This is a genomic window from Streptomyces sp. NPDC050504 (assembly GCF_044458065.1).
In the GTDB taxonomy this organism is placed as follows: domain Bacteria; phylum Actinomycetota; class Actinomycetes; order Streptomycetales; family Streptomycetaceae; genus Streptomyces.
In genome coordinates this window covers 821,525-845,137 of sequence record NZ_JBITHO010000002.1, presented here as the reverse complement: position 1 = coordinate 845,137, position 23,613 = coordinate 821,525, and the positions used below count along the sequence as shown (strand labels likewise).

The 23,613-nt window shown below is 72.8% G+C and carries 19 protein-coding genes and 1 pseudogene; 11 read left to right on the top strand and 9 right to left on the bottom strand.

Going from position 1 to position 23,613, the window contains the following annotated elements; translation table 11 throughout:
* Nucleotides 1-181 precede the first annotated feature (181 nt).
* The 3 genes from ACIBNE_RS09575 (at nt 182) to ACIBNE_RS09565 (ending at nt 4,286) form a co-directional block, all read left to right on the top strand.
* A complete protein-coding gene (locus ACIBNE_RS09575) occupies nt 182-1,915 on the top strand; it encodes an ABC transporter ATP-binding protein (RefSeq protein WP_399270901.1) in 1,734 nt (577 codons plus the stop codon).
* On the top strand, nt 1,915-3,837 hold the full coding sequence (locus ACIBNE_RS09570) for an ABC transporter ATP-binding protein (RefSeq protein WP_399270900.1): 1,923 nt from the start codon (nt 1,915-1,917) through the stop codon (nt 3,835-3,837). Before ACIBNE_RS09575 ends, ACIBNE_RS09570 begins: the two co-directional genes overlap by 1 nt.
* 122 nt (nt 3,838-3,959) lie before the next feature.
* Nucleotides 3,960-4,286, top strand: coding sequence for a hypothetical protein (locus ACIBNE_RS09565; RefSeq protein ID WP_399270899.1), 327 nt, complete (start codon nt 3,960-3,962; stop codon nt 4,284-4,286).
* An 88-nt stretch (nt 4,287-4,374) separates the two neighbouring features.
* On the opposite strand, the pseudogene ACIBNE_RS09560 reads toward ACIBNE_RS09565, so the two are convergent.
* The 5 genes and pseudogenes from ACIBNE_RS09560 to ACIBNE_RS09540 all read right to left on the bottom strand — a co-directional run bounded on the left by ACIBNE_RS09560 (nt 4,375) and on the right by ACIBNE_RS09540 (nt 10,782).
* A pseudogene (locus tag ACIBNE_RS09560) lies at nt 4,375-5,663 on the bottom strand (RNA polymerase sigma factor).
* 156 nt (nt 5,664-5,819) lie between these two features.
* The gene (gene dnaG, locus ACIBNE_RS09555) at nt 5,820-7,721 is read right to left on the bottom strand and encodes a DNA primase (RefSeq protein WP_399270898.1); all 1,902 of its coding nucleotides are present in this window, start codon (nt 7,719-7,721) and stop codon (nt 5,820-5,822) included.
* Nucleotides 7,722-7,833: 112 nt separating this feature from the next.
* Nucleotides 7,834-9,093 (bottom strand): NAD(P)/FAD-dependent oxidoreductase, encoded by a 1,260-nt coding sequence (locus ACIBNE_RS09550; protein ID WP_399270897.1) that lies wholly within the window; start codon nt 9,091-9,093, stop codon nt 7,834-7,836.
* Between the two features lie 129 nt (nt 9,094-9,222).
* The gene (locus ACIBNE_RS09545; protein ID WP_399270896.1) at nt 9,223-10,530 is read right to left on the bottom strand and encodes a deoxyguanosinetriphosphate triphosphohydrolase; all 1,308 of its coding nucleotides are present in this window, start codon (nt 10,528-10,530) and stop codon (nt 9,223-9,225) included.
* Nucleotides 10,531-10,590: 60 nt separating this feature from the next.
* A complete protein-coding gene (locus ACIBNE_RS09540) occupies nt 10,591-10,782 on the bottom strand; it encodes a hypothetical protein (RefSeq protein WP_399270895.1) in 192 nt (63 codons plus the stop codon).
* A gap of 129 nt (nt 10,783-10,911) precedes the next feature.
* On the opposite strand from ACIBNE_RS09540, the gene ACIBNE_RS09535 reads away from it, so the two are divergent.
* The 3 genes from ACIBNE_RS09535 to ACIBNE_RS09525 all read left to right on the top strand — a co-directional run bounded on the left by ACIBNE_RS09535 (nt 10,912) and on the right by ACIBNE_RS09525 (nt 13,705).
* Complete coding sequence (locus ACIBNE_RS09535) at nt 10,912-11,649, top strand: vancomycin high temperature exclusion protein (protein ID WP_399270894.1); 738 nt, start codon at nt 10,912-10,914, stop codon at nt 11,647-11,649.
* A gap of 122 nt (nt 11,650-11,771) precedes the next feature.
* Nucleotides 11,772-12,443, top strand: a complete 672-nt coding sequence (locus ACIBNE_RS09530) for an FG-GAP repeat protein (protein ID WP_399270893.1) — start codon at nt 11,772-11,774, stop codon at nt 12,441-12,443.
* Nucleotides 12,440-13,705: an ATP-binding protein gene (locus tag ACIBNE_RS09525; RefSeq protein WP_399270892.1), complete on the top strand. Its 1,266-nt coding sequence runs from the start codon at nt 12,440-12,442 to the stop codon at nt 13,703-13,705. Before ACIBNE_RS09530 ends, ACIBNE_RS09525 begins: the two co-directional genes overlap by 4 nt.
* Before the next feature lie 12 nt (nt 13,706-13,717).
* Here the strand turns inward: ACIBNE_RS09525 and ACIBNE_RS09520 are convergent, their stop codons facing one another.
* The 3 genes from ACIBNE_RS09520 to ACIBNE_RS09510 are packed head-to-tail and all read right to left on the bottom strand — an operon-like array spanning nt 13,718 to nt 17,932.
* Nucleotides 13,718-15,577 carry an ABC transporter ATP-binding protein gene (locus ACIBNE_RS09520; protein ID WP_399270891.1) on the bottom strand — a complete coding sequence of 620 codons (1,860 nt, stop codon included), beginning with the start codon at nt 15,575-15,577 and terminating at the stop codon, nt 13,718-13,720.
* Nucleotides 15,574-17,307, bottom strand: a complete 1,734-nt coding sequence (locus ACIBNE_RS09515; RefSeq protein ID WP_399270890.1) for an ABC transporter ATP-binding protein — start codon at nt 17,305-17,307, stop codon at nt 15,574-15,576. The genes ACIBNE_RS09520 and ACIBNE_RS09515 overlap by 4 nt, the downstream gene beginning before the upstream one ends.
* 22 nt (nt 17,308-17,329) lie before the next feature.
* Nucleotides 17,330-17,932: an NADPH-dependent FMN reductase gene (locus ACIBNE_RS09510; RefSeq protein WP_399270889.1), complete on the bottom strand. Its 603-nt coding sequence runs from the start codon at nt 17,930-17,932 to the stop codon at nt 17,330-17,332.
* Between the two features lie 109 nt (nt 17,933-18,041).
* Between ACIBNE_RS09510 and ACIBNE_RS09505 the strand changes: the two genes are divergently transcribed.
* The 4 genes from ACIBNE_RS09505 to ACIBNE_RS09490 all read left to right on the top strand — a co-directional run bounded on the left by ACIBNE_RS09505 (nt 18,042) and on the right by ACIBNE_RS09490 (nt 22,010).
* Nucleotides 18,042-18,833: an aminotransferase class IV gene (locus tag ACIBNE_RS09505; protein ID WP_399270888.1), complete on the top strand. Its 792-nt coding sequence runs from the start codon at nt 18,042-18,044 to the stop codon at nt 18,831-18,833.
* 201 nt (nt 18,834-19,034) lie between these two features.
* On the top strand, nt 19,035-19,673 hold the full coding sequence (locus tag ACIBNE_RS09500; RefSeq protein ID WP_399270887.1) for a hypothetical protein: 639 nt from the start codon (nt 19,035-19,037) through the stop codon (nt 19,671-19,673).
* 125 nt (nt 19,674-19,798) lie between these two features.
* Nucleotides 19,799-20,431, top strand: coding sequence for a class F sortase (locus ACIBNE_RS09495; protein WP_399270886.1), 633 nt, complete (start codon nt 19,799-19,801; stop codon nt 20,429-20,431).
* Between the two features lie 265 nt (nt 20,432-20,696).
* Complete coding sequence (locus tag ACIBNE_RS09490) at nt 20,697-22,010, top strand: phytase (protein WP_399270885.1); 1,314 nt, start codon at nt 20,697-20,699, stop codon at nt 22,008-22,010.
* 44 nt (nt 22,011-22,054) lie between these two features.
* Here ACIBNE_RS09490 and ACIBNE_RS09485 read toward each other — a convergent pair whose 3' ends face one another.
* Entirely contained in the window at nt 22,055-22,837 is a 783-nt protein-coding gene (locus ACIBNE_RS09485) for a sulfite exporter TauE/SafE family protein (RefSeq protein ID WP_399270884.1), read from the bottom strand.
* A gap of 134 nt (nt 22,838-22,971) precedes the next feature.
* Between ACIBNE_RS09485 and ACIBNE_RS09480 the strand changes: the two genes are divergently transcribed.
* On the top strand, nt 22,972-23,556 hold the full coding sequence (locus ACIBNE_RS09480; protein WP_399270883.1) for a TetR/AcrR family transcriptional regulator: 585 nt from the start codon (nt 22,972-22,974) through the stop codon (nt 23,554-23,556).
* Nucleotides 23,557-23,613: the final 57 nt, after the last annotated feature.

Below are 23,613 nucleotides of genomic sequence, written 5' to 3'. Positions count from 1 at the left end.
GGCCGTCCGGAGGCCCGCAGGTGGCCGTCCGGGGGCCCGCGGGTGGCCGTCCGGGGGTCTTCGGGGGCCCTACCGGACTTGAGACGAGCTTGACCCTCGATTGGGCAAATCGGTTCGCGGGAGCGAGGGTTCCTGGCGGAAAATGGGCTGGACCCCGATCTTGCCGACCCGAGAGACGCGCGTGCTCATACAACTCCTGCGGGCCCATCTGGGTCCGTACAAGAAGGCGATCGGTCTGCTGGTGCTGCTCCAGCTGCTGCAGACCTCCGCCACGCTCTATCTGCCGACCCTCAACGCGGACATCATCGACAACGGCGTCGTGAAGGGCGATACGGGGTACATCCTGTCGCTCGGCGGCGCGATGATCGCCGTCAGCCTGGTGCAGGTCGTCTGCAACATCGGTGCCGTGCACTACGGCGCGAAGACCGCGTCGGCGCTCGGGCGGGACGTCCGGGCCGCCGTCTTCGACCGCGTACAGAGCTTCTCCGCGCGGGAAGTGGGGCACTTCGGGGCGCCCTCGCTGATCACCCGCACCACGAACGACGTCCAGCAGGTGCAGATGCTCGTGCTGATGGCGTTCACCCTGATGGTCTCCGCGCCCATCATGTGCGTCGGCGGCATCGTCATGGCGCTCGGGCAGGACGTGCCGCTCTCGGCGGTGCTGCTGGCCGTGGTGCCGGTGCTGGGCATCGCGGTCTCGCTGATCGTGCGGAAGATGCGACCGCTGTTCCGGACCATGCAGGAGCGCCTGGACACGGTCAACCGCGTGCTGCGCGAGCAGATCACCGGCAACCGCGTCATCAGGGCCTTCGTGCGCGACGCGTACGAGAAGGAGCGGTTCCGGGGCGCCAACCAGGACCTGACCGATGTGTCGATGGGCACCGGGCGGCTGATGGCGCTGATGTTCCCGACCGTGATGACCGTGGTGAACCTCTCCAGCGTGGCCGTGGTGTGGTTCGGCGCGCACCGGATCGACGACGGCGCGATGGAGATCGGTTCGCTGACCGCGTTCCTCGCGTACCTGATGCAGATCGTGATGGCCGTGATGATGGCCACCTTCATGTTCATGATGGTGCCGCGCGCCGAGGTGTGCGCCGAGCGCATCCAGGAGGTGCTGTCCACGGAGAGCAGCGTGGCGCCGCCGGTCTCGCCGGTGCGCAAGCTGCTCGGCCGGGGCCGGCTCGAAGTGCGCGGCGCGGACTTCCGCTATCCGGGCGCCGAGGAGCCGGTGCTGCGGGACGTGGACCTGGTGGCGCTGCCGGGGCAGACGACGGCGGTGATCGGCTCCACGGGCTCGGGCAAGTCGACGCTGCTGGGCCTGGTGCCCCGGCTGTTCGACGTGACCGACGGCGAGGTGCTGGTCGACGGGGTGGACGTGCGGACGCTGGACCCGGCGCTGATGGCGCGGACGGTGGGTCTGGTGCCGCAGAAGCCGTACCTGTTCTCGGGGACGGTGGCGTCGAACCTGCGGTACGGGAAGCCGGACGCGACGGACGAGGAGCTGTGGCACGCGCTGGAGGTGGCGCAGGCGGCCTCGTTCGTGCGGGAGCTGGAGGGCGGGCTGGACGCGCCGGTCGCGCAGGGCGGCACGAACGTCTCCGGCGGGCAGCGCCAGCGGCTGGCGATCGCCCGGACGCTGGTCCAGCGTCCGGAGATCTACCTCTTCGACGACTCGTTCTCGGCGCTGGACTACGCCACGGACGCGGCGCTGCGGACCGCGCTGGGACGCGAGACGCGGGACGCGACCGTCGTCATCGTCGCCCAGCGCGTCTCCACCATCCGCGACGCCGACCGCATCGTCGTCCTCGACGAGGGCCGGGTCGTGGGGACCGGCAGCCACCACGAGCTGATGGCGGACAACGAGACCTACCGGGAGATCGTGCTCTCCCAGCTGACGGAAGCGGAGGCCGCGTGATGGCCGGGCCCGGCGGGCGCATGATGACGGGACCGGTCGAGCGGTCCATGGACTTCAAGGGCTCGGGCAGGCGGCTGCTGGCGCAGCTCAAGCCGGAGAAGGCCATGCTGTACGTGATGCTGCTGGCGTGCGTGCTCAGCGTCGCGCTCGCGGTGGTCGGCCCCAAGATCCTCGGCAAGGCCACCGACCTGGTCTTCGCGGGGGTCGTCGGGCGGCAGATGCCGGACGGCGGGGACAAGGCGGGCGCCGTCGAGGCGCTGCGCGAGAAGGGCGACTCGGGGCTCGCGGACATGCTCTCCGGCGTGGACTTCACGCCGGGCGAGGGCATCGACTTCGGGGCGGTCGGCGACGTGCTGCTGCTGGCGACGGCGGTGTACGCGGCGGCCGGGCTGCTGATGCTGGTGGCGACCCGGGCGTCGATCACGGTCATCAACCGGACCGTCTACCGGATGCGCGAGGACGTCCAGGCGAAGCTGGCGCGGCTGCCGCTCTCCTACTTCGACCGGGCCAGGCGCGGCGAGGTGCTGAGCCGGGCGACCAACGACATCGACAACATCTCGCAGACGATGCAGCAGACGATGGGCCAGCTCATCAACTCCCTGCTGACCATCGTGGGCGTGCTGGCGATGATGTTCTGGATCTCGCCGCTGCTGGCGCTGGTCGCGCTGGTGACGGTGCCGGTCTCGGTGTTCGTCGCGGCGAAGGTCGGCAAGCGCTCGCAGCCGCAGTTCGTGCAGCAGTGGAAGACGACCGGCACGCTCAACGCGCACGTCGAGGAGATGTACACCGGGCACGCCCTGGTGAAGGTCTTCGGGCGCCAGGAGGAGTCGGCGAAGGACTTCGCGGAGCAGAACGAGGCGCTGTACGAGGCCGGTTACCGGGCGCAGTTCAACAGCGGGGTCATGCAGCCGCTGATGTTCTTCATCTCCAACCTCAACTACGTGCTGGTCGCGGTCGTCGGCGGGCTGCGGGTCGCGTCGGGCACGCTGTCCATCGGTGACGTGCAGGCGTTCATCCAGTACTCCCGGCAGTTCTCGATGCCGCTGACGCAGGTCGCCTCGATGGCCAACATGGTGCAGTCGGGCGTCGCTTCGGCCGAGCGGGTCTTCGAACTGCTCGACGCCGACGAGGAGGAGCCGGACGCGGCGGCGCCGCGGCGGCCCGCGCGGCTGCGGGGCGCGGTCTCGCTGGAGAAGGTCGCCTTCCGCTACGAGCCCGACAAGCCGCTCATCGAGGACCTGTCGCTGAGCGTGGCGCCCGGCCAGACCGTGGCGATCGTCGGCCCGACGGGCGCGGGCAAGACCACGCTGGTCAACCTCCTGATGCGGTTCTACGAGGTGACGGGTGGTCACATCGCGCTGGACGGCGTGGACATCGCGAGGATGTCGCGGGACGAACTGCGCTCCTCCATCGGCATGGTGCTCCAGGACACCTGGCTGTTCGGCGGCACGATCGCGGAGAACATCGCGTACGGGGCGTCGGGCGAGGTCGGCCGCGAGCGGATCGAGGAGGCGGCGCGGGCGGCGCACGCCGACCGGTTCGTACGCACCCTGCCCGACGGCTACGACACCGTCATCGACGACGACGGGGCGGGGGTCAGCGCGGGCGAGAAGCAGCTGATCACGATCGCGCGGGCGTTCCTCTCCGACCCGGTGATCCTGGTCCTGGACGAGGCGACCAGCTCGGTCGACACCCGTACGGAGGTGCTGATCCAGAAGGCGATGGCGCGCCTCGCCCACGGGCGGACCTCGTTCGTGATCGCGCACCGGCTCTCCACGATCCGGGACGCGGACGTGATCCTCGTGATGGAGAGCGGCTCGATCGTCGAGCAGGGCACGCACGAGGAGCTGTTGGCGGCCGGCGGGGCGTACGCGCGGCTGTACGCGGCGCAGTTCGCGGAGGCGGTCGTCGAGGTGGAGTGATCCCGCCGACGTGCTTGGCGAAAGCGGATCGAAATGGCTCGTACCTAGTGTCTGGTTCCGCCGCCGCGATCAACAGCGGGGCGGAATCAGACAGTTGATATTTTTTCGAGTCAGGAGATTCCATGAAGAAGTCGGTCGCGGCACTCGTCGGCGCGTTCAGCGGCCTCGCCCTCGCCGGTGCCGCCCTCACGGGTACGGCCCAGGCCGCCGAGGCGGGCGCCACGGCGACGGCGCCGAGCTGCGTGACGTTCGAGTTCATCTTCGTGCCGTTCAGCGCCTACAACAACTACGAGATCACCAACGGCTGTTCCACCACCCAGTCGGTGAAGGTCGCCTTCGAGGAGAACAAGGTCGACACCGAGTGTCACTCCCTGCGGGCGGGCCAGGTCAAGGCCGTGAAGTACGTCGCGGCCTTCACTCCGGCCGTCAAGGAGCTGCGGACCTGCTGAAGGCCCCGGCGGGTCCCCGGCGCGGGCGCCGCCGCGTCCGGGGGCCCGCCCGTCGTTCGACCGGGCGGCCCGTCGGCCCGTCGGCCCGTCAGTCCAGGTAGCCGCGGAGCTGGTCGGCGAAGGCGTGGTCGCGGAGCTTGTTGAGGGTCTTGGACTCGATCTGGCGGATGCGCTCGCGCGTCACGCCGAAGATCCGCCCTATCTCCTCCAGCGTGCGCGGGCGGCCGTCCACCAGCCCGTACCGCAGCTGGACCACCTTGCGCTCGCGCTCGCCGAGCGTGGAGAGCACCGCCTCCAGGTGCTCGCGCAGCAGCAGGAACGCCGCGGACTCCACCGGGGACGCGGCGTCGCCGTCCTCGATCAGGTCGCCGAGCGCGACGTCGTCCTCCTCGCCGACCGGCGCGTGCAGCGACACCGGCTCCTGGGCGAGCCGCAGCACCTCGCTGACCCGCTCGGGCGCCAGGTCGAGCTGGGCCGCGACCTCTTCGGGCGTCGGCTCGTGGCCCCGCTCCTGGAGCATCCGGCGCTGGACCCGCACGACGCGGTTGATCAGCTCGACGACGTGCACCGGGACGCGGATGGTGCGGGCCTGGTCGGCCAGGGCGCGGGACATCGCCTGGCGGATCCACCAGGTCGCGTACGTGGAGAACTTGTAGCCGCGCGCGTAGTCGAACTTCTCGACCGCGCGGATCAGGCCGAGGTTCCCCTCCTGGACCAGGTCGAGCATGGTGAGGCCGCGGCCCACGTACCGCTTGGCGACCGAGACGACCAGCCGGAGGTTGGCCTCGATGAGCCGGCGCTTGGCCATCCGGCCCAGTACCACCAGGGTGTCCAGGTCCACGGCGAGCTGCGAGTCGGGGTCGGTGCGCGCCAGCCGCTCCTCGGCGAAGAGCCCGGCCTCCACGCGGCGGGCCAGCTCGACCTCGTCGGCGGCGGTGAGGAGCGGGATGCGGCCGATCTCGCGCAGGTACTGGCGGAAGAGGTCGGACGAGGGGCCGCTCGTGTCGGCCCTGCCGCGCGGCTCGGGGGACTCCGCGGCCTCGGCGGCTTCGGACGTTTCGGATGCTTCGGACGCTTCGGGGTCGGGTGCGTCGGGAGCCCCGGCGGCGTCGGGCGCGTCGGGCGCCTCCGCGGGGCCGGTCGCCCCGGGGGGCGCGTCGGGGAGCGCTTCGGGATGGTTCTTGAGCCTGTTCTGCGGCGGGACCGCCGTGGCCGTATCGGTCTCCGTCAGGGTCTGGGTCTGCACGGGTGCGACCTCCAGGGTGATCGCTGCCGGATTCGGGGGGGGTGCGGCAGCGGGACGGGGTGGGCTGCCTTGCCGCTTTCCGTCCCGTACGCGATGAGCGGATCCGCGGGGGTGAACGGCCCACTTCCCATGGGCCGGCCGCGGTCCGGTGACACAGGCTCTCAAGCACCGCCCCCAGTGTGGGGTACGACACACAGCCGCCACGAGGGGCGTGCGGTGACTTTTTGAGTCCGTTCCGTGACGGACCGATTACCCACGGAGCGGGGCTCCGTACCGCGCGGGGGCGCTCAGAGCGCGTCGGCGCCGTTGTTCCGCAGGGCCTGACTGTACTGCTGGAGCACCCACAACTCGTTCTGCACGGCGGTCAGTTGCTCCGGGTCGCCGTGGCCGCTCAGCCGGGCGTAGCTGCTCTGGACGTCGCCGATGCGCCGGTCGACGGCGCGCAGCCTGACCTGGACCAGCTGCACTCCCGCGTACGTCTCGTCGACCGTACGGGCGTGGACGGCCTCCACCGCCAGCTCGGTGATCATGGCGCGGACCGTGTCGTCGGGGGCCGTCTCCAGGACCGCCGCCAGGTAGTCGGACGGCGCGTCCGTGGCGCCGCCCGCCTCCGCGATGCACTGGCGGACCGCCGCGTAGGGCGGGGCGGTGAACTCGTCCACGCCGTACGCGTCGAAGGCGGGCGAGACCAGGGCCGGGTGCTGGAGGGCGAGCTTCAGCAGCTCGCGCTCGGTGCGGTGGGCGGGGCTGCGCAGGGTGAGCGCGGGGCCCGAGAAGCCGCGCGGGGCCTCGGGCTGCGCGAAGGACTCGCGCGACCGGCCGCGCTGACCCTGGCGGTCGGCGCCCGAGCCGCGCTCGCGGGCCCAGCGGGCGAGCTGGCTGACGCGCTTGACCACGAACTGCGTGTCGAGGATGCCGAGCATCCCGGCGAGCTGTACGGCCACCTCGTGCTGCGCGCCGCTGTTCTTGATGCGGGCCACGATCGGGGCGGCCTCGTCGAGGGCGGCGGCGCGGCCCGCCGGGGTCTCCAGGTCGTAGCGCGCGGTGACCTGGCGGAGCGCGAACTCGAAGAGCGGGGTGCGCGGCTCGGCCAGCTCGCGCACGGCGTCGTCGCCCTTGGCGAGACGAAGGTCACAGGGGTCCATGCCGTCGGGCGCGATCGCGATGTACGTCTCGGCGGCGAACTTCTGGTCGTCCTCGAAGGCGCGCAGGGCGGCCTTCTGGCCCGCCGCGTCGCCGTCGAAGGTGAAGATCACCCGGGCCGAGCCGTTGTCCATCAGGAGGCGGCGCAGGATCTTGATGTGGTCGGTGCCGAAGGCGGTGCCGCAGGTGGCGATGGCGGTGGGGACGCCCGCGAGGTGGCAGGCCATGACGTCGGTGTAGCCCTCGACGACGACGGCCCTGCTGACCTTGGCGATCTCCTTCTTGGCCAGGTCGATGCCGTACAGGACCTGGGACTTCTTGTAGATCGGGGTCTCGGGGGTGTTGAGGTACTTGGGGCCGTTGTCGTCGTCGCGGAGCCTGCGGGCGCCGAAGCCGACGACGTCGCCGCCGATGTCCTTGATGGGCCACATCAGGCGGCCCCTGAAGCGGTCGATGGGGCCCCGGCGGCCGTCCTGCGAGAGCCCCGAGGTGATCAGCTCGCGGTCCGTGAAGCCCTTGCCGCGCAGGAAGCGGGTGAGGTGGTCCCAGCCCGCGGGGCTGTAGCCGACGGAGAAGTGCGCGGCGGCGGCCTGGTCGAAGCCGCGCTCCGCGAGGAACTTCCGGCCGATCTCGGCCTCGGGGCTCGTGGCGAGCTGCTCCACGTAGAACTGTGCGGCGATCTTGTGCGCCTCGACGAGGCGGGTGCGTTCGCCGCGCTGCGTGGAGGGGTTGTAGCCGCCCTCCTCGTAGCGCAGGGTGATGCCCGCCTGCGCGGCGAGGCGCTCGACCGTCTCCGAGAAGGAGAGGTGGTCGATCTTCATCACGAACGCGATGGTGTCGCCGCCCTCCTGGCAGCCGAAGCAGTGGAACAGGCCCTTGCTGGGGCTGACCTGGAAGGAGGGGGACTTCTCGTCGTGGAAGGGGCAGAGGCCCTTGAGGTTCCCGCCGCCCGCGTTCTTGAGCTGGAGGTACTCGGATACAACGGCGTCGATCGGGACCGCGTCCCGAACCGCCTTCACGTCGTCATCGTTGATCCTGCCTGCCACGGATGAATTCTACGGGTGAGCGGTGACAGTCCGGGCGCGGCGGGGTGGGGCGGGGTGGGGCGCTCGCCCCGCACCCCCGCCCCGCCCGCACGGCGGAGCGCGCCTCCCGGGGCTAGCCCAGGCTCTCCAGCGGGACCGACGGGTCCGCGAGGGCCGTCTGGTCCACCTGCGCGCCCGTCCTGATCACGTGCTGGATCCGCTCCGTGACGTCCCACACGTTCACGTTCATCCCGGCGAGCACCCGCCCCTCCGCCAGCCAGAACGCGATGAACTCGCGCCTGCCCACGTCGCCCCGGATCACCACCTGGTCGTAGGACCCGGGCGGCGCCCAGCCGGAGTATTCGAGACCGAGGTCGTACTGGTCGGAGAAGAAGTACGGCACCCGGTCGTACGTCACGTCCCGCCCGAGCATCGCGCGCGCCGCCGCCGGTCCGCCGTTCAGCGCGTTCGCCCAGTGCTCGACCCGCAGCCGCGTCCCGAGCAGCGGATGGTCGGCGGCCGCCACGTCGCCCGCCGCGTAGATGTGCGGGTCCGAGGTCCGCAGCGAGGCGTCGACGGCGACCCCGCCCCCGTCCGCCCAGTCGGCGATGGCGAGCCCCGCCGCCTCCGCGAGGGCGGTCCGCGGCGCGGCCCCGATCGCGGCGAGCACGTCGTGCGCCGGGTGCTCCTCGCCGTCGTCGGTGAGCGCGGCGAGGACCATCCCGTCGTGCCCGGTGATCTCGGTGAGGCGCGCGCCGAAGTGGAAGCGGACGCCGTGCTCGGCGTGCACGTCGGCGAAGACCTGCCCGAGCTCGGGCCCGAGGACGCCGTGCAGCGGGGTCGCCTCGGGCTCGACCACGGTGACCTCCGCGCCGTACCCGCGCGCCGCCGCCGCGACCTCCAGGCCGATCCAGCCCGCGCCCGCGATCACCAGGTGGCCGTTGTCCCGGCCGAGCGCGGACAACACCTGGCGCAGCCGGTCCGCGTGGGCGAGGCGGCGCAGGTGGTGGACGCCCACCAGGTCCGTGCCGGGGATGTCGAGGCGCCGCGGCTCGGCGCCCGTGGCGAGCAGGAGCTTGTCGTAGTGGACGAGGGTGGAGTCGCCGAGGCGCACCGTCCGCGCCTCGCGGTCGATGTGGGTGACCGTCTGCCCGAGGTGGAGCTCGACGTCGGACCGCGCGTACCAGGCCGGTTCGTGGACGTAGACGCTGTCGCGCTCTTCCTTGCCGGTGAGGAAGCCCTTCGACAGGGGCGGGCGTTCGTAGGGATGCTCGCGCTCGTCACCGATCAGGATCACCCGTCCGGTGAAGCCCTCGGCGCGGAGCGTCTCCGCGGCCTTGGCCCCGGCGAGACCCCCACCGACGATGACGAAAGTCCGGTCTCCGTCGACCACTTGATGCCTCCTCGTTGCCTGTACGTGGCGTGGCCGCCATCAGGGAGCGTCCCGCACGCAGCGTGATGACGGAAGAGGGACGGGCGCGGGGCGCCGCCCCGGCCGCCCCGAACTGGCGGGTCCCCGGCGTCAGGACGGGCCGTCCTGGCGGCCGGGGCGGGTGAGTCTGGCGTGCAGGGTGCGGGCCGATGCGTCGGTGAGTGAGGCGATCTGGTCCACGATGACGCGTTTGCGCTCCCGGTCGTCGGCCGCGGCCTCGAAGATCGCCCTGAACTGCGGGTCCAGGCCCTCGGGGGCGCGCGCGGTGAGCGCGTCGGACAGCTCGGCGATCACGATGCGCTGGTCGGCGCGGAGCGCTTCCTGCTGCGGGCGCTGCATCACGTACCGGACGGCGACCGCCTTGAGAACGGCGCATTCGTTGCGGGTCCCGCGGGGCACGGCGAGCTCCGCCGCGTACCGCGTGAGGCGTCCGGGGCCGTACGCCCGTCTGGTCGCGCCCTCCGCCGCCTGGCAGAAGCGGCCGATGAGCTGGCTGGTGGCGTCCTTGAGGCGGGCCTGCGCGACGACCGAGCCGTCGTAGCCGTGCGGCCACCACTCCTGGTCGAGCAGCCGGTCCAGGGCCTCGGCCAGCTCCCCGGGGTCGGTGTCCTCGGGGACGTACCGGCCGATCGCCACCTGCCAGATGTCGGCCCGCTCGGGCTCGGCGAGCAGCAGGTTGGGGTCGATGTGCCCGGCGTGCAGGCCGTCCTCGAAGTCGTGGACGCTGTAGGCGACGTCGTCGGACCAGTCCATGACCTGGGCCTCGAAGCACTTGCGGTGCTCGGGCGCGCCCCTGCGGACCCATTCGAAGACCGGCAGGTCGTCGTCGTACACCCCGAACTTCACCGAGTCGGGGTCCGTGGGGTGGGCGCCGCGCGCCCAGGGGTACTTGGTGGCGGCGTCCAAGGCGGCGCGGGTGAGGTTGAGGCCGACGCTGACCGGCTCGCCGGTCTCCCCGTCCGGCACGAACCTCTTGGGCTCCAGGCGGGTGAGCAGCCGCAGCGACTGGGCGTTGCCCTCGAAGCCGCCGCAGTCCTTGGCGAAGTCGTTGAGCGCGACCTCGCCGTTGTGCCCGAAGGGCGGGTGTCCCATGTCGTGCGCGAGGCAGGCCGCTTCGACGAGGTCGGGGTCGCAGCCGAGCGCGGCGCCCAACTCCCGCCCGACCTGGGCGCATTCCAGGGAGTGCGTGAGGCGGGTGCGCGGGCTGGCGTCCCACGCCTGGCTGTACGAGCCGGGCGTGACGACCTGGGTCTTGCCCGCGAGGCGGCGCAGCGCGCCGGAGTGCAGCACGCGCGCGCGGTCGCGCTGGAAGGCGGTGCGGCCGGGCCGTTTGTCGGGCTCGGCCGCCCAGCGCTCGATGTCCGACTGGTCGTACGGGACGTGCGTGGTGCCTTCCATGCCACCGACATTAAACGGAAGCACTGACAAACGGACCGACCGAATGGCCGACGGTCGCCGTCAGACGGGCTGACGGCCCGGCCCGGGGCGGTGCGCCAGGGGTACGCCGCTGAGGGTGACCCGGCCGAGCTGGGCGCCGAGCTGGGCGGTGATGCGGGTGAGGAGTTCGAGGGTGCTCGGGGCCGAGGTGTCGAACGGGGTCTTGGGGGATGCCTCCGGCAGGGACTCGCCTCGGTGCGCCTTCTGCGTCATGGCCCGATGGTGCCCGCCCGAGGTTGCCGGTCCGTTGCGCGGCGGTGACGCCCGCGAACCTTCGGGGCGTCCCGTACGTCTGTACTTGTGCACCGATGACCGGCACGGCCGACGAGATGGGGAGGGCGCATGCGGATGCCCCGCGCGGGACTGGGGAGCGGACGGCTCGGGCGGGCCGCCCTGCCGGGCTGGCCGCGCACGCGGCGGGGACAGCGGCGGACGTTCCAGGCCGTCGTCCTCGGCTCGGTGCTGGCCCTGGCCCCCTCGGCCTGGATGTACGCGGTGGCCGACGAGCGGGTGCGGTCGGTGGACGCGGTGCCCGCGCAGGACGTCGCGGTGGTGTTCGGGGCCGGGCTGTGGAAGGGCAGACCGACGCCGTACCTCGCGCACCGGCTGGACGCGGCGGCCGAGCTGTACCGGGCGGGCAAGGTGAAGGTCGTGCTGGTGACCGGCGACAACAGCCGCGTCGAGTACGACGAGCCGGACGCCATGCGCACGTACCTGGTGAAGCGCGGGGTGCCGGACGGGCGGATCGTGAGCGACTACGCCGGGTTCGACACCTGGGACTCGTGCGTGCGCGCCAAGAAGATCTTCGGCGTCGACCGGGCCGTGCTGGTGACGCAGGGCTTCCACATACGCCGGGCGGTCGCGCTGTGCCAGGCGGCGGGCGTGGAGTCGTACGGCGTCGGGGTCGCCGAGCCGCGCGACTCGACGTGGCTGTACGGCGGGGTGCGCGAGGTCGCGGCGGCGGGCAAGGCGGCGCTGGACGCGGTGCTCGAACCCGACCCGCGCTTCCTCGGGGACCGGGAGCACGGGGTGAGCGAGGCGCTGGCGGGGGCGGGCCCGGGGCCTTCCGTACGCCCGTGACCAGGACTTTGGTCCCTCGAACCGCGCCGGAAGCCGTCCCGTACGGAGTTTCCGCACGCTCTATGGCTCGCTGTTACACAACGTCCCGGTTTCCGTGATGCGCGCTTCCTAACGTCGACCGGGTGACCCACCGCTCCCGCACCGCCCTCCGGGCCCTCACCGCCGCCGCCGTCTGCGCCGTGCCGCTGCTCGGCGGGTGCGCCGCGCCGTCGGGGCTGGCCGAGGGCGATGCCGTGCCCGCCGTCGCCGCGCAGCCCTCGCCCGCCGCGCTGTGGCCGGCCTGGTCCGACGCGTCCTCATCGGAGCCCGGCGGCGCGGCGGTGGCCGGGCAGCAGCCCGCGCCGCGCCCGCTGGCCGGGGTCAGGATCCCGGCGGGCGGGCTCGCCGCGCTGGACGTGCGCGAGGTCGTACGGGCCGATCCGAAGGCCAGGGCCTGCTGCGACAAGCCGCGCATCGACCGGCCCGGCCGGGCCGGCGTCCGGCCGCCCGTCCTGCACGACCTGACCGGGGACGGGCACGCCGAGCTGGTGGTCGCGGCCGACCTGGAGAGCGGGCGCAGCGCGGTGGCGGTCTACCGGGCGCGGGGCGAGCTGCTGGTGCCGGTGCTGTACACGACCGGGCGGCGCCTCGCCGTCGAGGCGGTGGGCACCGACCTGCTGGTGCGCGGCGCGGCCGACGACGGGGCGGAGCAGGCGGTGCGGTACCGGTGGGACGGGGAGCGGCTGTCGACGGTGAGCGACATCAAGAACTATCCGGAGCCGTCGAAGAGCGCCGCGGACGGGGAATCGGAGTGAGCCTGCGCCGGAAGATAGCCGCGCTGCTCGCCCTGGGCTGCGCGGCGGTCGCCGTGACGATCGGGCTGCTCATGCACCACTCGCGGGCCGAGCAGGTGGACGCGGCGGCGCGGTCGAACGCGGTCGCGCAGCTGGTGCGGCTGCGGCAGGTGTACGAGCTGACGGGGCAGGTGGACGGCGCGGACAGCGGTGCGGCGGTGGACTCCCCCGCGCTGCCGCCTGCGCTGCGCGCGTCCGCGCTCGCGGGCCGCCGCAGCACGTTCGTGGACCTGTCGGGCGCCGCGCCCTCGGTGTGGGCGGCGCGCCCGATGGCGGACGGCCAGGTGCTGTCGGTGCGGCTGCCGCTGGTGGAGGAGCGTGCGGAGCTGGCGGACTTCGACCGCCAGTTGCTGATCTGGGGCACGGTCGTGGTGGGCCTGGCCGCGCTGGGCGGCGCGGTGATCGCGAGCAGGCTGAGCCGGAAGCTGCGGGCGACGGCGGCGACCGCGCGGCGGATCAGCGAGGGGGAGCTGGACGCGCGGACGGGCGGCACGACGGGGGTCTGGCCCGGGGGCCGCCGGGACGAGGTGGCCGAGCTGGGGGCGGCGGTCGACACGATGGCGGCGTCGCTCCAGGAGCGGATCGTGGCGGAGCAGCGGTTCACCGCGGACGTGGCGCACGAGCTGCGCACGCCGCTGACGGGCCTGCACACGGCGGCGGAGCTGCTGCCCGACGGCCGTCCGACGGAGCTGGTGCGGGACAGGGTGGCGGCGCTGCGGGTGCTGACGGAGGACCTGCTGGAGGTGGCGAGGCTGGACGCGCGGGCGGAGGAGCCGCAGTTCGACGTGTGCGGGCTGGGTCCCCTGGTGGAGGGGATAGCGCGCCGCTCGGGCCTGGAGGTCTCCCTCCCGGCCGGTGAGTCGGTCCGTACGGACGTGCGCCGCCTGGAGCGGATCCTCACGAACCTCCTGACGAACGCGCGCAGGCACGGGGCGGGCCCGGTGGAGGTGCGGGTGGACGGCCGCACGGTGACGGTGCGGGACCGGGGCCCCGGCTTCCCCGAAGAACTCCTGGAGAAGGGCCCGCGCCGCTTCGTGACGGGCACGGCGGAACGGGGCAGGGGCACGGGCCTGGGCCTCACGATCGCCCTGGGCCAGGCGGCGGTGATCGATGCGGAGGTCCGGCTGCGGAACGGCGAGGACGGGGTGGGCGCGGTGGTGACGGTGACGCTGCCGAGCGGGGCGGGGGTCGGGGCGGATGCGGGGGCGGGGGCGGGGGCTTGATGCGCTCACTCCTCAAGCCGCCGCGCCCGCGAACTGCGCCGCGTACAGGTGGGCGTACGCGCCGTTCGCGTCCAGGAGTTCCTCGTGGCTGCCCTGCTCCACGATCTTGCCCGCCTCCATCACCAGGATCACGTCCGCGTCCCTGATCGTCGACAGGCGGTGGGCGATCACGAACGACGTGCGGCCCTCCCGCAGGGAGTTCATCGCCCGCTGGATCAGCACCTCCGTACGGGTGTCGACCGAGCTCGTCGCCTCGTCCAGGATCAGGATGGACGGTTCCGTCAGGAACGCCCGCGCGATCGTGATCAGTTGGCGCTCCCCCGCGCTCAGCCCCGCCCCCTCCTCGTCGATCACCGTGTCGTAGCCGTCCGGCAGCGTGCGGATGAAGCGGTCCGCGTGGGTGGCCTTCGCCGCGTGCACGACGCGTTCCCGGGAGACGTCGCCCGCCACTCCGTACGCGATGTTCTCCGCGATCGTGCCGCCGAACAGCCAGGTGTCCTGGAGCACCATCCCCACCTGTGCGCGCAGTTCCTCCCTCGGCAGGGTCGCGATGTCCACGCCGTCCAGCGCGATGCGGCCGCCCGTCACCTCGTAGAACCGCATCAGGAGGTTCACCAGGGTCGTCTTGCCCGCGCCCGTCGGGCCGACGATCGCGACCGTCTCGCCCGGGGCGACCTTGAGCGTCAGGTCCTCGATCAGCGGCTTCGTCGCCTCGTAGCGGAACGCGACCTGGTCGAAGGTGACCGCGCCCTCGACCCGGGCGGGGAGCCCGCCGGCCACGTCGTCGTCCGTCTCCTCCTCCGCGTCCAGCAGGTCGAAGACCCGTTCCGCCGACGCCACCCCCGACTGGAGGAGGTTGGCCATGGCCGCGATCTGGGTGACGGGCCCGTTGAACTCGTAGCCGTACTGGATGAACGCCTGCACGTCGCCGATCGTGAGCGCGCCCGACGCGACGCGCAGGCCGCCGATCACGGCAATCAGCACGTAGTTGAGGTTGCCGACGAACGTCAGCGCCGGCTGGATGATCCCCGAGATGAGCTGCGCCTTGAAGGATGCCTCGTAGAGGTCCTCGTTGTGGCGGTCGAACGTGGCGCGCGCCTCCCGCCCCCGGCCGAAGACCTTCACCAGCGCGTGGCCCGTGTACATCTCCTCGACGTGGCCGTTCAGGCGGCCCGTGACCGCCCACTGCTTCACGAACTCAGGCTGCGAGCGCCTGCCGATCAGCCACGCCGTGACGATCGACAGCGGGACCGTCGCCAGCGTCACCAGTGCCAGCAGCGGCGAGATCCAGAACATCATCGCCAGCACGCCCACGACGGTGAGCACCGAGCGGACCATCTGGCTCAGCGCCTGCTGGAGGGTCTGTGTGACGTTGTCGATGTCGTTGGTGGTGCGCGACAGCACCTCGCCGCGCGGCTGCCCGTCGAAGTAGGAGAGCGGCAGCCGCGCCAGCTTCGTCTCGGACAGCTCGCGCAGCCGGTAGCCCACCCGCTGGACGACCTTCATCGTCAACCGCATCTGGATCCAGGTGAATCCGGCGGCGGCGGCCGTCACGCCCAGGACGATCGCGAGGAGTTCGCCCACCGCGTCGAAGTCGACGCCGCCCGGGTCGCGCGCGCCGCTCACCACGAGGTCGGTGGCGTGGCCGAGGAGCTTCGGGCCGACGACGGTCAGGACCACGGCGGCGAGTCCCGCCGCGAGGAGCGCCGTCAGGAGCGCGCGCTCAGGGGCCGTCATGCGCAGCAGCCGCAGCCCGGACGTGCGGAAGTCCAGGGAGCGTTCGAGGGACGGGGTGCCGGGCGTCCCGGGAGTGCGGGGCGTGGCCGCGGGGCCCCTTCGGGCCGGTGCGCCCTTCTTCACCGGAGTGCTCATGCCGCTTCCTCCTCGGAGAGTTGGGAGAGCACGATCTCCCGGTAGGTCTCGTTGTCCGCCATCAGCTCGTGGTGGCTGCCGGTCCCCACGACCCGGCCCTCGTCGAGGACGACGATGCGGTCGGCGTCGCGGATGGTGGAGACGCGCTGGGCGACGATGACGACGGTCGCGTCCCGCGTCTCGCGTCCCAGCGCGGTCCGCAGCGCCGCGTCCGTGGCGTAGTCCAGCGCCGAGAACGAGTCGTCGAAGAGGTAGATCTCAGGACGCTGGACCAGCGTCCTGGCGATCGCCAGCCGCTGGCGCTGCCCGCCGGAGACGTTCGTGCCGCCCTGCGCGACCGGCGCGTTCAGCCCGCCCTCAAGCTCCCGCACGAACGAGGCCGCCTGCGCCACCTCCAGCGCGTGCCACAGCTCCTCGTCCGTCGCGTCCGGCTTCCCGTACCGCAGGTTCGACGCCACCGTCCCCGAGAACAGATACGGCTTCTGCGGCACCAGACCCACCGTCCGCGCCAGCGTCCCGGGGGCGACCGTGCGGACGTCGGTGCCCGCGACCCGCACTTCTCCTCCGGTCGCGTCGAAGAGTCGGGGGATCAGGTGGAGGAGGGTGGTCTTGCCGGAGCCCGTGGAGCCGATGACGGCGGTGGTGCGGCCGGGGCGCGCGGTGAGCGAGATGCCGCGCAGGACCGGCTCCTCCGCGCCCGGATAGCTGAAGTCGACGTTTCTCAGGTCGAGTTGTCCGCCGCCGTGCAGCCGGGTGACGGGCGCCGTCGGCTCCACCACGGACGGTTCGGTGTCCAGGACCTCCTTGATGCGCTCGGCGCCGACCTGTGCGCGCGGCGCCTGCATCAGCAGGAACAGCGTCATCATCACGGCCATCAGGATCTGCATCAGGTACGAGAGGAAGGCGATGAGCGCGCCCGCCTCCAGGCTGCCCGAGTCGATGCGTCGGCCGCCGAACCAGATGAGGGCGACCGTGGCGAACTCCCAGACCAGCAGCACGGTGGGGAACATCAGGGCCTGGACGCGGCCCGCCTTGAGCGCGACGTCCATCAGCTCGCGGTTGGCGCGGGCGTAGCGGCGCTGTTCGTGGCCGTCCCTGACGAAGGCGCGGATGACCCTGATGCCGCCGATCTGCTCCCGCATCATGCGGTTGACCTGGTCGACGCGGGTCTGCATCGTGCGGAAGAGCCCCGGCATCCGGCGGATGAGCAGGCCGACCGCGCCGCCGAGCAGCGGCACGAACAGCAGCAGGAGCAGCGCGAGCGGCACGTCCTGGCGCAGCGCCATCGCCGTACCGCCGAGCGCGGTGAGCGGGGCGGCGACCAGCACGGTCAGCCCGAGTACCGCGAGGAGCTGCACCTGCTGGACGTCGTTGGTGGTGCGGGTGATCAGCGAGGAGGCCCCGAAGCGGCCGACCTCGCGCACCGAGAAGTCCTGGACGCGGGAGAAGACGGCGGCCCGCAGGTCGCGGCCCACGCCCATGGCGATGCGGGAGGCGACGTACACGGCGGCGACGGCGGCGGTGATCTGGAGCAGGGTGACGGCGAGCATCACGCCGCCCAGGGCGAGTACGCGGTCGGTGTCGCCGCGCAGCACGCCCTCGTCGATGAGGTCGGCGTTGACGGTCGGCAGGAAGAGGGTGGACAGGGTCTGGACCAACTGGAGGGCCACGACCAGGGCGAGCGGCTTGCGGTAGGGCCGCAGCCGCTCGCGCAGGAGTGTGATCAGCATGGGGTTCGGGTCCCGTCGGCCGTCAAGCGGCGTACGGGCGGACGGATTTGGCGTCGCGCAGCGTCTCGCCCCACCAGGAGAGCTGGTCCAGGAGCTTCTTGGCCGCCGCGTCCGCGCCCGCCGGGTCCTTGTGGCGCCCCTCGTCGTCGAAGTCGCCGAAGGCGTTGTGGAAGGAGACGACGTCGCGGACGGTGACGGAGTGCATCTCGGCGAAGACCTGGCGCAGTTGCTCGACCGCGCGCAGGCCGCCGGAGAGCCCGCCGTAGGAGACGAAGCCGACGGGCTTGGCGCGCCATTCGCCGTAGTGCCAGTCGATGAGGGACTTCACGGACGCGGGGAAGGAGTGGTTGTACTCGGGCGTGACGACGACGAAGGCGTCGGCGTCGGCGAGCTTGGGGCCGACGGCGGCGAGGGTCGCCTGGACGTCGGGGGTGGGGTTGGAGGTGAGGGAGGTCGGCAGGTCGTGCTCGGCGAGGTCGATCAACTCGACCTGGATGTCGGGCCGTTCGGCGGCGCGGCCGAGGAACCAGTCGGTGATGACGGGGCCGAAGCGGCCTTCGCGGTTGCTGGCGAGGACGACGGCGAGCTTCAGGGGCGCCTTCGTGGCGGCAGTGGTGGTGTCCATGGGGAAGAGGCTCTTACCTCAACCATGGTTGAGGTCAAGCGCACCTGGCAGGATTCTCGGCACGACCTCCGAAACGACCTCCGATTCGAGGAGTTGAGGGACTTTGTCCTTGGACACGAACCAGGCGGGCCGCACCGCCGTGGACCACATGGAGATCAACGGACGGGCCGCGGCCGACGACGCCGGACTGCGCGCCGCGGCCTTCAACGGCTATGCGCACTTCACCGCCATGCAGGTCAGGGCGGGCCGGGTGCGCGGCATCGCGCTGCACACCGCCCGGCTCGACGCGGGGCACCGCGAGCTGTTCGGGGCGCCGCTCGACGGGGAGCGGGTGCGGGAGCTGGTGCGCGGCGCGCTGGCGCGGGCGGGCGTCTCGGCGGGGGACGCGGCGGTGCGGGTGTACGGGTACGGGCCCGATGACGTACTGGTCACCGTACGGCCGCCCATGGACATGCCGCCGGGGGCCAGGAGCCTGCTGCCGGTGGCGTTCGCCCGGGAGTTCCCGCACGTCAAGCACCTGGGGAGCTTCGGCCAGACCCGGCACCGGGTGCTCGCCGAGCAGGCGGGGCACGACGACGCGCTGCTGTCGCTGCCCGACGGGACGGTGACCGAGGGCTCGGTCGCCAACATGGCTTTCTGGGACGGGAGTTCGGTGGTGTGGCCGGACGCGCCGCAGCTGCGCGGCACCACGATGGAGCTGCTGGCGCCACTGCTGCCCTCGGTGCGGCGCCGGGTGACGCTGGAGGAGCTGGCGGCGGGAGCGTACGACGCGGCGTTCGTCACCAACGCGCGGGGGATCGCGCCGGTGGGGCGGATCGGGGAGCGGGAGCTCGCGGTGGACGAGGAGCTGATGAAGGGGGTGCGGGAGGCGTACGAGGGGGTGGCGTGGGACGAGGTGTGAGCGGGGCGCCCGTATGCGAAGGGGCCTGCGGGTGAGGTGATCACCCATTCGGCCAGGAGGCGGTGCGGATCTTTCGCACCGCCTCTGACCTGCGGTTACGACTCCGAGTAACGGGGCGTTCGACGTGTTCCCGACAGGCGGGCACGGGAGCGCGGCCCCTATTTCAGTAGGAAGACTCTCGCGCTTCCCCGGAGGACCGCCATGCACTGCCGCCGCCCCGCCCGCCTGCTGACCGGTACGGCGCTGGCCGTCGCGGCGGCCGCCGCGCTCGCCGCGCCCTCGACGTCCGCCTTCGCGGCGGTCTCCCCCGGGCCCGCCGAAGCCGGATCCGCCGAAGCCGGATCCGCCGTCACCGAGGTCGCCGCCGGGCCCGCCGTCGTCCCCGCGATCACCGTCGCGGCCGGGCTGCCAGGGGACTCGCCGCGGCCCGAGGCGCTGGAGGTCTACCCCTCGACCGGGGTACGGGGCGCGATGATCACCGTCAACACGACCGCCTGCGGCCCCGACGGGCACGGCAAGGGCGACACGGGCTCGCTGGGCGCGGGCTCGTTCGACCTGTCCGTCGGCACGCACAAGGAGGTCGTGGTCGGGCAGTTCACGGTCCCGCACAGCGCGCAGCCGGGGTCGTACTCGATCGACGTGCGGTGCGACGACGGCGCGCTGGCCACGGGCGAGCTGACGGTCAAGGCGTCGGGGCCGAGCGGCCACGTGAACACGGGGGTCGGCGGCAGCGTGGGACCCGACCGGGTGCAGGTGGCGGCCGGTTTCGCGGTGCTCGCCGCCGCGGCGGGCGGCGGCGCGTGGTGGCTGCGGCGCAGGTCACAGGGGGCCGGGGCGTAGGGGGGCAGGCATGGAGGGCCGGGGCGTGGAGGTCCGGGGCGCAGGGGGGCCGGGCGTGGGGGTCCGGGACGTGCGGGTGCGGGTACGGACGGCGGGGCCGCCCCGCGGCGGCCGGGTGTAGCGGCGTGGCGTCGGGCAGGGCCAAGGGCTGGCTCATAGGCGTGGCCGTGCTGGGCGGGGTGTGGCTCGTCCAGAACGGCTCGGAGACCCAACTGCCGCCGCAGCCGGTGGCGGCGGGCGGGGCGTTCAGGGCGGGCCCCGGGCAGCACGCCGCCGGGACCCCGCCCGCGGCGGACCCGCTGCGGCCGTCGGCGCCCGTACGGCTGCGGATCCCGCACATCGGGGTGGACGCGCCGTTCGTCCGGCTGGGCCTCGGGCGGGACGGCAGCCTGGACGTGCCGCCGGCGGCGAACCGCAACGTCGTGGGCTGGTACAAGGACGGCCCGCCGCCGGGTGCGGCGGGCACGGCGATCGTGGCGGGCCACGTGGACAACGAGCGCGGCAAGTCGGTCTTCTACGGCCTCGGCACGCTGGAGAAGGGGCACGCGGTCGAGGTCGTCAGGAAGGACGGGCGGACCGCGGTGTTCACGGTGGACGCGGTGGAGGTCTACGAGAACGAGTCGTTTCCGGACGAGCGGGTGTACGGGGCTGCGGAGGGCTCGGAGCTGCGGGTGATCACTTGCGGGGGCGGGTTCGAGGAGGGCGTGGGGTACCGGGGGAACGTGGTGGTGTACGCCCACCTCACGGCGGTGCGGTAGGCCGAGGTCCGTTGCCGGGGGCGGACGGGGCGGGCGGACGGGCGGTTGCGTCGCGCGTCCGCCCCGCTCTCGCCCGCCACCGGCCCGCCACCGGCCCGCACGTGACCACGCGCCCCACCCCACCCCACCCACCCCGCCCCGCCCCGCCCCGGAACCACGCGCCCCCCTGCGTTCACGCCCCGCCCCACCCCCCGTCAGGAAACCTTCACGCACCGCTCCCAGAGTTGCCCGGTCATGTCCGCGCCATGAAGGGACCCTCAACCTCATGCACCGCACCCCCCGCCGCGCCTTCGGCAGAACCGCCCTCCTCTCGGCGACGCTGGTCGCCCTCCTCGCGGCGGACCCCGCCACCGCCGCGCACCGCGCCCCCGCCCTCCCCGGCCTCGCTCCCACCTCCGAAACCGCCCCGCTCCACGACGACGCCGAGGGCGGCGACGCCGACGCCGACGACCCCGCGATCTGGCGCAACCCCGCCGCCCCCGGCCGCAGCCTCGTCATCGCCACCGCCAAGCAGGGCGGCCTGCGCGTCTACGACCTCGACGCCCGCGAGGTCCAGTCGATCGCGGCCCCCGCCGCCCCGGGCCCCGACGACGCCCCCGGCCGGTTCAACAACGTCGACCTCGTGCACGGCGTGAAGCTCCCGTCGGGCCGCGCCGACCTCGCCGTGACCAGCGACCGGGGCAGCGACCGCCTCCGCGTCTACCGCATCGACCGCGACCGCCCCGGCGGCCCCCTGACCGACGTCACCGACCCCGCCGCGCCCCCGGTCTTCTCCGCCTCGCAGGGCGAGATCAACGACCAGCGGACCGCGTACGGCCTGGCGACCTGGACGGACCCGGCGACCGGCCGCTCGTACGCCGCGGTCAGCCAGCGCGAGCGCACCCGCATCGGGCTGCTGGAGCTGACCGCCCGCCCGAACGGCACCGTCGGCTACCGCAAGGTCCGCACGCTCGACCTGCCCGCCTCCTTCCGGCTGCCGAACGGCACTTCGTGGTCGCCGTGCGCCGAGCCGGGCGAACTGCCGCAGGTCGAGGGCATGGTGGTGGACCCGGCGAACGGCACGCTGTACGCGGGCCAGGAGGACGTCGGCATCTGGCGGCTGCGCGCCGACCTGACCGGCACCCCGAAGCTGGTCGACAAGGTCCGCGAGTACGGCGTCCCCGGCACGTACGACGAGACGACCGAGGAGTGCGTCCCGGGCGCCGACCCCGGCTACGGCGGCACGCACCTGACGGCCGACGTCGAGGGCCTGACCCTGCTGCACCAGAAGGACGGCGACGGCTACCTCCTCGCCTCCAGCCAGGGCGACAACACCTTCGCCGCGTACGACCGCGAGCTGTCCGACGACAACGAGTACGAGGGCGGCTTCCGCGTCACCGCCGCGCCCGCGCCCGCCGCGCTCGACGGCTCCGAGGAGTGCGACGGCGCCGCCGTGCTGAACCAGCCGCTCGGCGCCAAGTACCCCAACGGCCTGCTGGTCGTGCAGGACGGCCACGACGCGCCCGGCGACCAGGACCGCCCCGCCACCAACTTCAAGTTCGTGGACCTGGGCAAGGTGCTCGACGCGCTCGACGACTGACCGCAACGGGTCAGGGGCGCGCGGCCCTCACGCGCCGCGCGCCCCTACCCCCACTGGTCGAACGCCAACTTCGCCACCAGCGAGAACACCACCACCAGCAGCACCCCCCGGACGAACTCGCTCCCCTTGCTCAGCGCCATCCGCGCCCCCACGAGGCCGCCCGCCAGGTTGAACACCGCCATCAGCCCGGCCAGTTGCCACAGCACCACGCCCTGGTAGGCGAACATCGCCAGCGCGCCCACGTTGGTGCACACGTTGACGATCTTCGCGGTCGCGGACGCCGTCACCAGGTCCAGGTGGAGCACCGCCGTCAGCGCCAGCACCAGGAACGTGCCCGTGCCGGGGCCGAACAGCCCGTCGTAGAGGCCGAGCCCGCCGCCGACCAGGACGATCGCGGTCAGCACGCGCCGCCGGGGCAGCTCGGAGCGGTCCACGGGGCGGGCCGTGCCGAAGGCGGGGCGCAGCATGACGTACGCCGCGACGCCGACCAGCACCACCATGATCATGGGGCGCAGCACGTCGTTGCTGATCCCGGCCGCGAAGAACGCCCCGGCCATCGATCCGGCGAGGGCGAAGATCCCGATGCGCACGGCGGTCCGCACGTCGACCGGGGCCTTGCGGGCGTAGGCGACGGCCGCGCCGGTCGTGCCGACGATCGCCACCGCCTTGTTGGTGCCGAGCACGTGCGGGCCGCTGACCTGCGGCATTCCAAGGAGCAGCGCGGGGATGAGCAGGAGCCCCCCGCCGCCCACCACCGCGTCGACCCAGCCGGCGACGGCCGCGGCGACGCAGAGCAGGACGACGGTGGTGAGAGTGATGTCGGGCATGATCCCGACCCTAGGGACGGGACCGTTGGTACGTCCATGAATCCCCGGAGAGTTGAGCCAACCCTGAGGTTCGCGGACTCCCGCCCCCGCCCCCATAGTTGACCGACCGTTCCAATAAGTCGTACAGTCCTTCCGTGGCCAGGACCAAGGAATTCGATCCGGACGCCGCGCTCCAGTCGGCCCTAGAGCTCTTCTGGCGGCGCGGCTACGAGGCGACGTCGATGGCGGACCTCGTGGCCCACCTCGGCATCGGCCGCGCCAGCATCTACGCGACCTTCGGCAACAAGCACGAGCTGTACCTCAAGGCGCTCGACCGGTACGCCGAGACCCGCGACCCGACGCTCGTCGAGGAGCTGTCGGGCTCGGGCTCCGCACTGGCGGGCGTACGGTCCGTGGTGCGCCGCTTCGCCGCCGAGGCCGCGAGCGAGCCGCACCGGGCGAGCGGCTGCTTCGTCACGAACACGGCGAGCGAGCTGGGCCCGCACGACCCCGCCGCGGCGCGCCGCGTCGAGCGCAGCTGGGAGCAGATCGAGACCCTGCTGCACTCCGCGCTGGTGCGCGCCAGGAACGCGGGCGAGCTGCCCGCGGACCGCGACCCGCGCGCGCTCGCCCGGCTGCTGCTGGTGCTGCTCCAGGGCTTCCGGGTCGTCGGCAAGGTGCCGGCGGGGCCCGAGCGGATCAGGGACGCGGCCGAAGAGGCGCTGAAGCTGCTCGACTGACACCACCGGGACTCGTACGCGGGTACCGCGTCCTTCCGCCTGCCCAAATTATGGAAC